We start from the raw sequence: 15,006 nt of genomic DNA on the forward strand, positions 1-15,006 counted from the left end.
GCATGCTAACCAAGCGATCTGTGTAACATTTTTGTTAATAAAAAGTGGCAAGTCAGTTTGGTGACAGTTTTGCGTCTTAGGGTGTGAACATCGCTCTGATGCGATTTGAATTCGATGCTGCCATGACAGAATTGAGGAAAATCCTATGTCACTTAACGATTTTTTTAATAAAACCAAGTTATGCCTCAGCTGCCAGCTTGTATCCACTGCCCTGATGACGATGCCTTTGATGTCACCTGTTTATGCTCAGCCAGTGAGCTTTGAGGGGGAGCGTGTACAAGTGACCGTGCCATATAAAGAAGGCGGAGGTACCGATACCTGGGGCCGATTTTTTGGTCCTTACTTCACTCAGGCACTGCCTGGCGAGCCGGTTGTGATGATCAAAAACGTTCCCGGCGGGGGGTCAACGAAAGGTGCGAACCAGTTTGCCAGACAAGCGAAAGAGGATGGGCTGGATGTGCTCGCAAGCTCTGCGTCAACGCATTACACCTATCTGTTGAGTGATCGCCGTGTCAGGTACGACTACCACGAGTGGTCGCCAGTACTGGCATCTCCTACAGGTGGCGTGGTTTATGTGTCCAGGGATGTGGGGGTGGCCAATGCACAAGAATTTGTTGATAAGCTGGACACCCTATCATTCAAATACGCGAGCCAGGGGGCGACGTCGATCGATTTGGTGCCACTGCTGGCATTCGATCTCCTGGGTGCAGACGTTCAGGCTGTATTTGGGATGAAAGGCCGCGGCGCGGGGCGTCTCGCGTTCGAGCGTGGTGAAGTGAATGTCGATTCGCAAACCAGTTCGGCCTATTTAAAAAAGGTCGCGCCATTGGTTGAAGAAGGAAAAGCGATCCCGCTATTCAGTTTTGGGGTAGTTGATGATGAAGGCCGCTTACAGCGCGATCCTAACTTCCCCGAGTTGCCGCATTTCGGCGAGGTATATGCGATGGCGAAAGGTGATACGACAGATTCGCAGGGCTTTCAGGTTTGGCGATCTTTCTTTATCGCCGGGTTTGTTGCACAAAAAGTCTTCTTTTTGCCGAAGTCTACGCCAGAAAATATCAAGCAGGCGTGGCGGGATTCAATGAGTAAACTCATCACCCAGCCTGAATTCAAAGCCAGAGCCGAGGACATTTTAGGGAACTACGCGCCTTTAACGGGTGTAAAAGCCGATGCAGCGGTTGAAAGCATGTTGTCTCTCGACGACGCCAGCAGAGCATGGGTGACCAACTGGCTGAAAGAGAAGTATAACACCAGGTTGTAACCATATCAGACTTCGGCGGAACCTTGTTCACGGTAGACAAAACCGCCACCCACATCTCCAATTTCAACGACTCTCCGGGTTTTGAATTGAAACCCGGAGCCGGTTTCAATGAATTCACAAGGACTCAAGGATGTTTAGTGATTTACTTGCTGCCTTGCATACCATATTAACGTTTCAGCACATCAGTTACATGATGGGGGGCGTTTTACTTGGGCTTGCGATTGGCATTTTCCCTGGCTTGGGCGGGATAGCGGGGCTGTCCTTATTGCTCCCGTTTCTCTATGGCATGGACCCGATTTCTGCGCTGGCGATGCTGATTGGGCTTGTCGCCGTTATCCCGACATCTGACACCTTTACTTCGGTGTTGATGGGGATACCTGGCTCCAGTGGATCCCAGGCAACCGTACTGGATGGCTTTCCGATGGCAAAAAAAGGGCAGGCGGCGCGGGCACTTTCGGCGGCTTTTACCTCTTCATTGTTCGGTGGTTTGTTCGGTGCTGTGGTATTGACCGGCTTTGTGTTAGTGGCAAGACCGGTAATTTTAGCCTTTGGATCCGGCGAGCTGTTTATGCTGACGTTGCTGGGGCTAACCATGGTCGGCTCGCTGGCAGGCAAAAGCTTGGTGAAAGGTTTGTCAGCTTGTGGATTAGGGGTGTTGCTCGGCAGTGTAGGCAGCGCGCCAGCAACCGGCGAATATCGCATGTCGTTTGACAATTTTTATTTGATGGACGGCATTCCTTTAGTGGTGGTGGGCTTAGGCATATTTGCCCTGCCTGAAATTATCGATCTGTTAAGACAAAACAAGCCTATTTCCAATGCGAGCCGGTTAGGGTCTGGTTGGATGGCCGGTGTCAGAGATTTTATTGCTCATCGCTGGCTTGCGCTGCGGTGCAGTGTGATCGGCTGCATCATAGGGGCACTTCCAGGGTTAGGAGGCAGCGTTGTCGATTGGATTGCTTATGGGCATGCGGTGCAAACCACCAAAAATAAGCCTGACTTTGGGCATGGCGACGTGCGGGGCGTTATTGCGCCAGAGTCATCAAACAACGCGAAAGAGGGCGGCGGATTAGTGCCAACCTTATTGTTTGGGATTCCCGGTTCTGGTGGTATGGCTGTCTTTCTCGGTGGCATGGTGCTGGTCGGCCTTGAACCCGGGCCGGCAATGGTCAGTACCGACTTAGATGTTACTTATACAATCGTGTGGTCACTTGCGTTAGCGAATGTGCTTGGGGCCGCTGCCTGTATGCTTATTTCGCCCTGGGTAGCGAAGCTCACAACAATTCGCTACGCCTTGTTGGCGCCCTTTATGGTAATGGTGATCTGCTTTGCCGCGTTTCAGGCAACGCGCGATTTAGGGGATCTGGTGACTCTGCTGGGTATTGGTGTGCTGGGGGTGCTGATGAAGCGCTTTGACTGGCCAAGACCGGCATTCCTAATTGGCTTTGTGCTGTCAGCGGGAATGGAAACGTATTTGTATCAAGCCATTCAGTTTGATGGTGTGGCGTTTTTACTTCGTCCCGGTGTCATCATCATTGGTGTGATCACTTTGGTATCCCTTGTGTTAATGATTCGTCAAAATCTGAAAACAAAGCCGGCACAAGAAGGATCCTCGCCTTCGGGTCATCGTCGGCCACAGATCATTTTTGCGCTTTTGGTGAACCTCGTTTTTGCGTACGGGATTTACGATGGCTATCAGCAGAGCTTTCTCGGAGGGATTTTCCCCATCGTTGTCGCGAGTGGAATGTGGATACTGTCGGCTGTGGTGATTATTCAACTGTTAACCTGCCCGGATGACGCACCGGTTTGTTTCGACAATGAGTACGTGCAAGGCTATGCCTACGACAGCAATACAGCCTCAATGATGCATTATCTTTACTGGCTTGCGGGTTTGATTGTGGGCAGTTATCTGGTGGGATATGTTATTTCGATCGCGATCTTTTTCTGTGCGTTTCTCATGTCAAAAGCCGGGTTAAGTCTTGGACGGTCACTGACTTTGACCGCTGCCGCATCGTGCTTTTTGCTGGCGCTTACCCATGTCATGTTGTTGGATCTGCCGCTTGGTATTTTGCAAGATACCGTGCCTTTACCCTGGCCGTTGGGCTAATGAGGAGTGAAAAATGTCAATTAACACAATCATTATGCCTTTTGCTTCACAGGAAAACGGCGAAATGCGGTTGCGAGGTGCGCTGAGTCTGGCTCAATATTTTGGGGCCCATTTAGACGTGCTTCATGCCCAAATGGGCTCGGAGCAGTTAATGCCAACTGAAAAACAGTTAGTGTCCAGAAAGTTTTATGATCAAATCGATAAAATTGTGAGAGATTACATTCACTATGATATGTCTCAGGCGAAGCAGGTTTTTGAGCAATGGTGTCGTGCTGCTCATATTGTAGAAGGAGAGGCCTCCTCGTCACAGGCGAGTGCCAGCTGGCATGACATTTTTGGTTATCGGGGTGACATTGTCGCCGAATGGGGAAAAGTGTCCGATCTGATCATCATTCCCAAGTCACTCAACGGTCAGACAAGCATCAGCTTTGAATCAGCGATCAGTCATGGCGGTAAACCTGTCATTGTCATGCCGCGTACGCAAACGCACTTTTCGCCAGAAACCGTGATGATCGCTTGGAATGGTGACAAAGCAGCGGCAAATGCAGTCAGTAGTGCGCTTCCCCTGTTAAAACGGGCAAAGCAGGTGGTTGTCGTCACCAGCGAACGCTCAATCGCGAAAAAACCCACACAGCTTGATGTGGCCTGCTACCTCAACCGGCATCAGGTTGAAGTGGAGTGTATTACCTTTGGGCAGAGAAATCGTAATACAGGAGCCCAGTTGCTTGAGGTCGCGAATGAGCTTCGCGCGGATGTGATTGTGTCTGGCGCATTTGCCCATCAGAAGCTGCACCAAAAGGTATTTGGTGGAGTCACCAAGACATTGCTGGTTGAGTCCGCCGTACCCTTGTGGATGATGAGTTAAATGATCTGAAGACAGTTTGACGCCAGGTGCGTTCGTTACTGTTGCTGTATGGCTGGTTAGCCATTTATCTGCCCGGCCGGGAAACGGCAAGGTAGTTATCTCCATCCTGCCGGATGCTAACCAGCCCCATCATTGGTTGTAATACCCAATCAGCTTTGCTGTCTGAAACCACCCTCTATAGCGCTATTCGCTATTCGAAGTGAAGGCTATTTGTTGGCCTCAACCATTGCTATGATCTTCCTGGCTTTTTCAAAGTGGTCCAGTTGATGGGTTTGTATCCACCAGGTTGCGGCTTCCATCAGCAGTTCGGGGTTATCGTTTTTATTGGCAAAGAAGGCATAAAAAGACACACCGACATTGTCACCCTTCTGGGCTATTTTTTTGTGGCAGATCTGAATGATTTTTTGTCGCAGCGATTCGCGCATAGGGTTGTCCTTAAACAGGGTTATTGTTGATGTTAAGTAATTTATCCGCCAGAGACGGCCGCTGACGAAATTGCCTCGGTGTCATGCCTGACCAGGTTTTGAAGCGGGTACTGAAATTGGCCGGAATGGGGTAACCGACCATTTCCCCTATCTGTTGCACTGACCATTCAGAGGAGCGCAACAGCCGGGCCGCGTATTCCATCCGCATCCGGGTTAAATGTGCCATTGGGCTGCGTCCCATGTACTGCTGGCATAAGCGATGAAAATGCGGTTCAGAGCAGGGATAGAGCGCAGCCAGCTGGCGAACATCCCATTCTTTATGCAGCTGGCGCTGGACGCGGTCGAAGACCCTTTTTAACCGAACCTGATGACGCGGCTGGCTTGTGGTGTCCGGCGTGCGAAGCAGCAAGTCAATTTGTTGCACACTGTGTGTGATAACGGCACCACTTAAATCCATCTGCAGAGACTGGCTTCTGAGCAATGTCTGAATACAGGCGTACATGACTTCGGCCGTTGGTGTCAGCAGGTAGCTGATCTCATCAGTAACCAAAACCGGCCAATCTTTGGTGGTATCCAGAAACAGCCAGGCAATTTGCCAGCCATCCTCTTCAATACCAAACCCGTTCTCAATACCGGCAGGCACGATGATCATCGACCCCGGCTCCAGTAGCCAGCGGCGTCCTTCGCTTTCCAGCCACCCCTTGCCGGCAACCGTGTACATCAGCATGTGTTTTTGCGGATGTTTCCTGAACACCGAAAACTGTTCACGGCAGTGCGCTGTCCCGCATTGCACCAGGCCATGCTCTTCCAGCAGCAACACTTTGGTTTGGTCCAGGAACTCCTGCTGCGTTTTCTCTGAGATCAGAAACCGTTCTTGCTTGTCGTTCATCTTGAGAGTCTGGCAAATGTTTTGGATGAGCTGAAAGAATACGGGATTCAGTCTGAGATTTACACTGTGCGCATAATCACCGTAGGAGAATTGTGATGTTACTTTCAGCTCAGTACATTGATCGCGCATTTTGGCAGAAATTGCTGAAAATTGGTTTGCCTGTCTCGCTACAGGCGATGTTGTTTTCATTGCTGGGCGTTGTCGATATTTTCATGGTCAGCCAGCTTGGCGAACAGGCAACGGCTGCTGTCGGTGTGGGCAACCGGATATTCTTCTTCAATCTGATCATGGTGGTTGGCGCCAGTGGTGCGGTAAATGTACTAGCTTCGCAATACTTTGGTGCCGGTAACATGGAAGGCGTTCGCCGCACGCTGGCCCAGTCATGGATGCTGTCCGGGCTGGTGGTTCTGCCCTTCGTTGTGCTGTATCTGTTGATTCCGCAGCCTTTGGTGGCACTGGTTGCTTCCGAGCCGCATTATGTGCAGCTGGCAACGGATTATCTTTGGATCACCGGGCCGAGCATTATCTTTACGGCACTGGTGGTGCCACTGGAATCGGCGTTGCGCTCCATAGGGGATGCCAGGCTGCCCACTATTATCAGCATCTTTGCGATAGCCATTAATGCCTTACTGAACGCCTTGCTGATTTTCGGTCTGTGGGGACTGCCTGAACTGGGCGTGCTGGGCGCAGGTATCGGCACTATCATTTCCCGCTTGCTGCAAACCGCACTGCTTTTCTGGGTGGTGGCTCGCCGCTATCCGCATCTGCTGCCTGAGCGTTTTCACTGGGTTGACGCTGTGAAGCGTCATCATTTACGACGCTATTTTAAGGTGGCGATGCCGATGTTTATCCACGACACTGGCTGGGCCGGCGGGCTGCTGGTCTATAACGTGCTGGTGGGTCAGTTAGGGGTCAGTGAGCTGGCGATTATCTCGCTGCTGTCACCGGTTGAAAGCGTGCTCATCTCGGCGTTTCTGGGCTTTGCGGTGGCCGCGTCAATCATTTTAGGCAATGACATAGGTGCGGATAACTACCAAAGGGTCGAAGGCACCGCCTGGTGGTATGTGATCATCAGTTGCAGTTTTGCGTTATTACTGGCAATAGCCTGCTGGCTGGCTCAGCCAGTGATCGCATTCCTGATAGCACTGAGCCCGGTCGAGCAGAAAGATCTGGCCGTGAATGTGACGCTGGTGATGGCATTTGGCATGGTGCTGAAAGTCTTCAATATGGTGGGGATTGGCGGCGTCATGCGCAGCGGCGGCGACATCAATTACAGTATCTTTATCGATTTGTTTGCCCAGTGGGCGATAGGCATTCCGCTGGCTTATTACACCGGCCTGGTTCTGGGCTGGTCACTGGACTGGGTACTGGCGGTCATTTTGCTGGAAGAAGTGGTCAAGATAGGGCTGACCACCCAGCGTATTCAGTCGAAAAAGTGGATCAATAATCTGATTCACGAGCCAGAGAGTGTCAGATGAGATTAAGTGAATATTAATTTCGTTCAGGCAACCGGCATTGGCACTGTGTATTACACCGCCAAGATATGGTGAATTTATCATCACTAGATTGCACTAAATTAGCTATCGGTATACAAGCTTGGTGAACAGCTCACAAATATAGCCATTAATCAGACATTTTATTGGGCTTATACGCGCTGATAAGTGTCATTTTTGGCTGAATCACATGAAATCCGTCTGATTAAATTACTTATTTGCCTGTCATTTCGACGGTTTGGGCTGTCAATGTGAAACTGTAACTTGTTGTTTTTACTGGATTGTTTTGCGTCTTGCACTGAATATAATAATGCGCTATTGACCAAATTTTCAGTGTGGCTAACGTGTTCAGACGAATTGTTTTACTTCTGCTAAGTATAATTATTTCCGCCTGCGGCGGCGAAGAATCCTACCCGGAATACCCGAAAGATCGTCAGCAAGGCATTCTCAGTGGTGTCGTTTTTGACGCTGCGGTATCCAATGCTACGGTCCGTGTCTACGAGTTCAATCAGGGTAAGGTTGGCCGTCTGTTAGCTACTACGAACACAAACCCTGATGGACGATTTTCCGTCGCCCTGACGGCCGGTTCGACACCTTTATATATCGAGTCCAGCGGTGGCGGATTTTTGGACCCTTATTCAAATAATGTCGTCACAGCAAATGATCGTGGTCCGATCAAACTTCGTACTTATATCAACTTTATTGAAGGGCAGAGCCGTAAGGTCATGCTGACACCACTGACAAATATTGCAGTGGGTCTGGCTGACTACAATATGATTCGTTTGGGCCAGCAAACAGCTGCCGCCATTGAATCAGCCAATGCCGCAGTCAATAGTCAGTACGGATTCGATGTGATTGCGACAGAGCCGCTGGATATATCAAAAGGCAACTGGAGTGCGATAGCCACACAAGGCCATCAATATGGCGCATTCTTACTGGCTTACGCTTCACTGGCTTATGAATCGTTGCAAAACTCAGGTGGCAGTGACAGCGAAAAAGTGATTTACACGTCCTATAATCTTGCCGATCTCCAGTTTCGGGATATTCAGGCAACGGGTCAGCTTGATGGCTGGTCAATGGATGAAGTGTCAGCCCTGCCTGTGGCTTTGTCATATGGTTTGCAGAAAATCAATGCCGATTTTTACACCAATTCCATGGCGCAGCATTTGCTGAGAGTGGTCAATAACCCGGAAGTGAATGCCTCGGGTACACCGCCGGGTGATTATTCAGCGTTGGTCAATAAGCTCAACAACGCGTCCGGAGGTATTTATGCAACCCGAACTCCGGAAATTATTGATGATGAACCGCCAGTTGTAGCACGCATCGGTGAAGATGTGTTGTCTGGTTCAGGGCTGGTCACTGTGAAGGTGACTGACTTTATTGGTATTGATTCCGTCGATGTTTTTATTCAGACAAGACCTGAAGGGGGCAGTTGGGGAGAATCAGAAAGCTGCATGGGTAGCAATTCAGTATTGTGTCGTGTGCAATCTGAAAATATCAAAAGCGGGGTTCGCGAAGCCCAGGTTGTCACCAAAGTTAATACGCTGGCGATTGATCAACTATCCACTGAGGCAATACAAGCCCGCTTGGTGTTCGGCGTTGCCGATGTACTTGAGAATGCGAACAACACCAATTATGTTCCGCTTCAATGGGACAACATTGCCCCGACCATCAATATCACCTCACCTGGTGCATTTAATCCGGTGAATCAGCAGATTTATATTCTGTCTGGCACCATTGAAGATGCCAGTTCCGACATTGCCAGTGTTTCAATTGGCGTGAATGCGGGCGTTCCTGAGTCAATCGCTTGTACTATGCAGCTTGATGAAGCAACTCAGGAAGAAGTATGCGTATTTTCCAAAACTTACGATAAAACACTGTTCATTGGCGGACAAACAAACTTCTTTATTTCTGCCAGCGACGTAAGTGGTAATACGAAAGAAGTCCAGCATGTGGTGTTATCCGATACAACAGCACCCACTCAGGCCATTTCTTTCCCTCAAGTGGCAATGAAGTTTTTTGATGCCGATGCCGGTGAGTATCAGGACAATTTAACGCAGGAATACTTTCAGGACTTGTACGGAAAGCAATATCTGAACCTGAATTATGCTTATGCCCTGCAGGGATTAAAAGGCGTTCATCCGGACGTTGACTTCAGTGATTTTACATCATTGATACTGGATCAAAATCAGATCCCTTATCTGGTATTGACCGTGTCAGACAGTACCGGTGGTTCTGAACTTACGCGGACTTCGGCGGAAGATCTTGTTGTTACTGTCACTTATGAAGCCGGGAATATCGGAGAACAAGCAACGATCATCCATAAACAAGTGAATCTAGGCGATAAGATCCCTCATGAAATACTGCCAGACCCTGATGCAGATGGGTATATCAATCAGGTTCGGTATTTTATTCCGTTTGTGAAAGAAATTTTTGGCTCGGACTTTACCCGAGTCAATGAACAACATGCACAAACGGTTACCATTGTGACAAAAGATGGCTCAGGAAATACCTCAGTTCCTTATAAGTTCCAGTTTAAATCAACGTTTAACCTGCCTACTATCAAGGTTACAGCGCCTTATATTAACGCTTCTGCCAACGTTGAGCGCCTGCTCGGCTCCGGAAAATGGGGACTGGTGGGTTCTTGTGCGCTATTGGCAGAATCTTCTAATAGTTCCAGCGAAAAGTTAAAAGATGCTGCCAGCTGTACGCTGAACTCTCAGTTTGCCGGAGAGATCCACCGGGTGACCTTAACCGGTCCGGCGGCTCTTTTTTATAACTGGAGCAAAGAAGAGCGTCAGACAGTGACACTCACAGAAGAAAATGGCCTGCGCGCTTATGCTGTTGTGGGCGGGGGAAATGGTAACCGAGAGTTAGTTGTGACTGAACTTTCAGTGTTCCAGTCCGGTTTCTTCGATTATTTATTTGAACAGTCTGATAAGTCGCAAGCAACCGCCCAGAGTTTGTTGTCTCAAGTGGACGCGATGTTCGGGGAACAAACCACTCAGTTTTTTGGTTTTAACCCGGTGTCGACGCGTTATGCTACAGCGGATGAACTAGTGCAGATTCCAAATCCGCCTTCCAACCCGTATCTGTACCGCTTCCTCCTGGAAGCCATGGTCAAAATGTCAGAAAGTGTACCCATCAAGAACAGCATCGATCTGGCAAAATCTTTTTATAGTGATATCTCCAGTAATGGTAAGCCCGATGGTCTGAATGCTGCTGGTGAGTCGGTTGATTTTGGCGGTTTACCTCTGTCTGAGCGTTTTTACCGGGAAGAGTTAGGGAAGCAGTTTTATGAAGTGACTGCCGGTGATAAATCGATCTATTCAATCGATAGCAAAGTAGCGATGTATTACGCCAACCGTTTTGCTAAATCGGATCCCAAACTTCAGGGCCAGTCTGTATTCTCAACAACACCCGATCCGGTTGATCAAGAACCGCCGACAGTGACTGTTGATCCCCTCGCGACAAATCTCGTCGAGGCAAATAACAGGGTATACATTAGCGGTGATCTGAGTGCTATTGCGAATGTAAGCGATCCATCCGGACTGGATAAGTCAACGTTCCCGACAAAACTGGAGTTATTGTGGGGAGATGACGATAGCGTGGATGCGACAAACTCCACTGGTGTTACAAGCATTCTGATCGACAACGATCCGTATCAGGAGAAACACCAGTTTGGGGTGAATACCCTCAATAATTTCCCAGGGATTGCCCGTTTAGATCTGCTATTGAGCAGTAGTGACCGTGAAGGAAATAGCTATGGTTATAACAGCATGCTGCCGTTCTCTAAGATCTACTATGTCGATAATGAGCCACCTAGCTATAGCTTTACGCCACCGTTCAGAGCTGACGCTTTTCCTGATGATACTTATATCAATACCAATTATAAGCAATTACTGAAATTTACCATTGACGAAAGGGTTGGTGAAGATCCGACAAGGCGTCGTTTTATTTTCCGTAATGGCAGCCAGGAACGTGTCGTAAACAGCGATGAAATGGTAACTGAAGGGAATGTTGTCAAAATTTTCCTGTGCCGTGCAGAAAAGTGTAATGGTGACACTACACCTACCGTTGATCTGGGGCCGGGTAAATGGGTGCTGCTCACTGAAGGTGGCGATAGCCTGGGAAATACTATAACGGCAACTGATCCAAATGTGGGTCGCTATCAGGTGAACATTGATTATGAGGAGCCAGCGATTCTGCCAACGGAAGTTTCATTGCTGGGCGGAAACGAGCAGTGGGCGCCAATTTCGGTGATTAACAATGGTGTCGGTAATGTCAGCCCGTTAGGTGATATCCAACTGCAGTTGCATACAGGTGCCGGATTAGTCGAGCTGGAGCCATGTATACAAGGCCAGGATTGTTCGGCTTTGCCTGCATATACCCTTGGGGATAAAGGGAATACTAAGGTTCAGCTTGTGGCCGACAACTTGATCCATGGTAAAACCTATACTTTATATATTTCGGCCTCAGATACAGCTTTCCAGCCTAATAAAGGGGAAGGCAAGTTTGAGTTTAAGGTTGATAAAATGGGGCCGAGCATTACAACACCCACTTTAGCTGACGGCACTGCACCAGAATTGTCGGGTAACATCATGGGCACCCGTTTTAAAGTTAGTATTGCCAGCATTACCGATGACTCAGGTGTGGAAGATGTCAGCGTCTGGCAGGAGTTGGCAAATAAAAACGTACAGTTGGTTGAGGCTTTTAAACCTGAAGGTCTGAACAACATTGATATCAATTTACAGCCAGCCAATACCGACCTGATTCAGACGGATGAAGGCAAACAAATAAAAATCTTTGTGAAAGCCACGGACTCTCATGGTTTTGAAGGCCGTTCGAATGCGGTATCGACTCTGTTCGATAATGAAGGACCAACAATTTCGTTGATTAATTACAGTCCGGATGATTTTTATGTACCTGGTTTTATTTTCAATGTTGCTGTAAGGGATGTAGGAATTAACCCGATAGCACCTGGGGCTGTTTCTTACTGGACTTATACCGGTAGTAGTCCTGCTCCCGGTGATGAAGGAAAGCAACCCACAAATGAGACGCAGATAGAGACGAATATGCAGCAGGATTTCACGCTCAAGATTCGCGCTGAAGATATTCGTGGCAATACGGAAGAAAAACCTTTTGCAATTAAAGTTGATAAAACTGCACCTGAAGCTTCGCTGACGGCAAGATATCAGGCAAATGATCTTGAAATTAGCCCGAATGAAAACATTACCAAAAATGGAACAGTTGATCTGTATCTGGATGCGTTCGATCCGGAAAGTCAGATCGACAGCAATATTGAAGCCAGCTTAATCCGTGACGGTAATACTGAAGGAGAAACCATTGTATTCAGTCCTGTCGAAGGTAATGACAGACTTTGGAAATCTCAGCTCAATACTCAGATTGCAAATGATGGTCAATACAATTTGATTGTGACTGTTTATAACCGTGCGAAGGCGAATAAGCCGGAAGAACGTAAGAAAAACCGCTTGGTCAGATCATTAAAGGTACAACGTGAAGGTTATAGTTTGTCGATTACTGAACCTGCTGATTTTGGTACACATATCTTTGGCCGGAGTTTCAGGGCTGAATTTGGTGTACAGAATGCGCCTGGTGCAATATTGAATAAACTTGAATGCTGGTTGCGTGAAGATTACAACAGTGATGAAGCGCCAGATAATGACACATCAGGTCTGTATAAAGTTTATACCAATACAGCAACACCTGTTTGTCAGTTCGACAACGTGGACAGTAATTTGCTGATAAATCCGGTTCTGATTACTCGTACAACTGCGAGCAATGAGGCGCAAGTCGATCAGATCTTCTCGTTCAATATGCTGGATGTTGATGCACCTGTTATTGCGAATAAAGATGCCTTTATTCTTAAGCAAGGCGATGTTGACACAGTTGACGGGGTTAAGAAGTTGACGATACGTGTCACCGTGGACGATGTATTGTCAGGTATGGACAGTACAGCCACAGTGAAGTTACTTAAAGGTTTGACAGAATATGAGCCAACCAGCATTCAGCCCAGCAATGGTAATCAGACTATCACTTATACCTTCACTGGTAATTACGAAGATCTGATCCGAAGAGGCCAGATAGAGCATTTCGTCAAGCTCACAGGTTTAAAAGACAGGGCTGGTAACATCGTGGTAGACACGGATGCAAATATTCAACTTCGTGTGCCGAATGTAAAACCAGATATTGAAATTACCGGGGTGAAAAATGGTGATTTCATCAATGGTCAGGAAGTGACCTTTTTCCTGAAAAAATCTGTGGGAGAAGATGCAAGACAGGAGAATATCTTTGTTGATTTAGGTGATAGTACGTTTGATTTCCTAACTAACAGAGTTAATTTCCCAAGTCAGAGTATCTGTGTCGATGACCCTGCTTTTGAATGCATCAAGTTTGAAGGGAACATTTCACCGGATCATGCCAATAGTACGATTAAGATTAAAGCTCGTATTGTCGATATTTGGGGAAATGAAGCAGAAACCTATCTGGAACTTGGTATCGATAATAAGCCACCGAAGATCTCAGATATTTACAGCATTAGCTCTAACACAAGCAACCAGGTGTTGGTGAACTTTGATATCTCGGATGAAGACAGTGGTTTGAAAGCTGTAAAGTATACCGTTAAGGATATTGGTAATTCATCGTTTATTGTAGACAAGTTTGCGGAAGACGAGACTATCGCTCAACTGGAATTTGATACATCAAAACTGGGCAATGAGAAAAGCTTCCGGGTGGAGATTAAAGCGACAGATAATGTTGACCAGGTTCAGACTAAAGATTTCACTGTTGATATCACTAAACCGACAGTGACTTTGGAATTGCCGAGTGTTGAAAAAGAACAGTCGAACCTGATACTGGAAAACCTAAATCAGACTTTTAACATCATTACCTCCGCGGTGCCTGAGACTCGAGCAGAAGTGATGCGTTATGTATTCACTTTAGTGGCCTTGGATCCTGGATTAGATAATATTTCTGTTGAAGGTAATTTTGCAGGTATCGACTCGGCAACAGGCAGTCTAAACCTGAACGAGAGTTTGCAAGGCCGCTATGATCTGAAACTGTCGGTATTCGATAACCTTGGACGGGACATCAGTAGTTTCACTTTAAAGGACGAAACTGTACCGACGACGCAAAAACCTGTTTTGGTTGATCTGGCAAACCCGGTCATTGCCAATGTGCAATCCCAGCAACAACCGATTCCTCCAGTGGATAACAAGTTTGTTGTGCATGTGTTCGCTGACATCAGTGACCATCACTTGATTGACAGTACGGTGACAGCCAGCTTGAACCAAGGCGGTTCAACTATTGCACCAGTCAAAATTGTGCGTCCGGATGCCCCGTCGAATACCTATATGTTCGAGTTCCTGGTTGAAGCAGGCAGTTACGAGCTGACGCTCAATGCCGCGGATGCGGCCGGACATAGCCAGAGCCTGGTTGTCCCTGCGGTGACGGTGGACCCGTGGCAGGTGCCGACCGTGACGGTCAGCACGCAGGACGGGGTCACCGATCTGGGCAGCGGCCAGGACACAACACTGGTGTTCGAATTCAGCGAGCCGGTGACGGGCTTTGCAGCCGAAGATATCGTGCTGACGACTGGCGGTGGCGGCGATGCCGGTACCCTGAGCGGTCTGACCGAGCAAAGTCCCGGCCGCTGGACGGCGGTATACCGTGCGCCGGTCGGTGTTGATACCGGTATCACCTTGAGCGTCACGGCCGACAGCTATGTCTCTGCCGCGACCCAGTTATCCGGCAGCGCAGCCAGCCTGAGTCTGGATGTCATCGGCAGCCCGCTGACCGCGTCTGTTTCCCTGCCGGAGGGGGACGAAGTCAGCCGCATCGGCACGATTGCCGTGACCTTCACCTTCAACCGTCCGGTCAGCGGCGAGGTGGTGCCCCTGCCGGAAGAAGGGGTGTGGAGCAACCTTCGCAAGAACCCGGCGATGACGGA

Annotated in this window: 7 protein-coding genes; 5 read left to right on the plus strand and 2 right to left on the minus strand. The window is 48.5% G+C overall.

Annotated features, from left to right (window positions below; all coding sequences use genetic code 11):
- Nucleotides 1-145: 145 nt before the first annotated feature.
- The 3 genes from H511_RS0122015 (at nt 146) to H511_RS0122025 (ending at nt 4,230) form a co-directional block, all read left to right on the plus strand.
- Nucleotides 146-1,261, plus strand: a complete 1,116-nt coding sequence (locus H511_RS0122015) for a Bug family tripartite tricarboxylate transporter substrate binding protein (protein ID WP_027254293.1) — start codon at nt 146-148, stop codon at nt 1,259-1,261.
- A 130-nt stretch (nt 1,262-1,391) separates the two neighbouring features.
- The gene (locus tag H511_RS0122020; RefSeq protein ID WP_027254294.1) at nt 1,392-3,365 is read left to right on the plus strand and encodes a tripartite tricarboxylate transporter permease; all 1,974 of its coding nucleotides are present in this window, start codon (nt 1,392-1,394) and stop codon (nt 3,363-3,365) included.
- 13 nt (nt 3,366-3,378) lie between these two features.
- On the plus strand, nt 3,379-4,230 hold the full coding sequence (locus tag H511_RS0122025) for a universal stress protein (RefSeq protein WP_027254295.1): 852 nt from the start codon (nt 3,379-3,381) through the stop codon (nt 4,228-4,230).
- 206 nt (nt 4,231-4,436) lie between these two features.
- On the opposite strand, the gene H511_RS0122030 is transcribed toward H511_RS0122025, so the two are convergent.
- Both H511_RS0122030 and H511_RS23950 read right to left on the minus strand, forming a co-directional pair.
- Nucleotides 4,437-4,655 carry a DUF6500 family protein gene (locus H511_RS0122030; protein WP_027254296.1) on the minus strand — a complete coding sequence of 73 codons (219 nt, stop codon included), beginning with the start codon at nt 4,653-4,655 and terminating at the stop codon, nt 4,437-4,439.
- Nucleotides 4,656-4,665: 10 nt separating this feature from the next.
- A complete protein-coding gene (locus H511_RS23950; RefSeq protein WP_051288364.1) occupies nt 4,666-5,544 on the minus strand; it encodes an AraC family transcriptional regulator in 879 nt (292 codons plus the stop codon).
- Nucleotides 5,545-5,639: 95 nt separating this feature from the next.
- Here H511_RS23950 and H511_RS0122040 point away from each other — a divergent pair, with 95 nt between their 5' ends.
- Nucleotides 5,640-7,022, plus strand: coding sequence for an MATE family efflux transporter (locus H511_RS0122040; protein ID WP_027254297.1), 1,383 nt, complete (start codon nt 5,640-5,642; stop codon nt 7,020-7,022).
- Nucleotides 7,023-7,381: 359 nt separating this feature from the next.
- A partial coding sequence (locus H511_RS24835; protein WP_162144629.1) for an Ig-like domain-containing protein occupies nt 7,382-15,006 on the plus strand: 7,625 nt, incomplete at its 3' end.

The organism is Photobacterium halotolerans DSM 18316 (genome assembly GCF_000425165.1).
Taxonomy (GTDB): Bacteria; Pseudomonadota; Gammaproteobacteria; order Enterobacterales; family Vibrionaceae; genus Photobacterium; species Photobacterium halotolerans.

Coding starts and splice junctions, on each gene's coding strand:
- H511_RS0122015 (WP_027254293.1), top strand. CDS start 146: ATGTCACTTAACGATTTTTTTAATAAAACCAAGTTATGCCTCAGCTGC.
- H511_RS0122020 (WP_027254294.1), top strand. CDS start 1,392: ATGTTTAGTGATTTACTTGCTGCCTTGCATACCATATTAACGTTTCAG.
- H511_RS0122025 (WP_027254295.1), top strand. CDS start 3,379: ATGTCAATTAACACAATCATTATGCCTTTTGCTTCACAGGAAAACGGC.
- H511_RS0122030 (WP_027254296.1), bottom strand. CDS start 4,655: ATGCGCGAATCGCTGCGACAAAAAATCATTCAGATCTGCCACAAAAAA.
- H511_RS23950 (WP_051288364.1), bottom strand. CDS start 5,544: ATGAACGACAAGCAAGAACGGTTTCTGATCTCAGAGAAAACGCAGCAG.
- H511_RS0122040 (WP_027254297.1), top strand. CDS start 5,640: ATGTTACTTTCAGCTCAGTACATTGATCGCGCATTTTGGCAGAAATTG.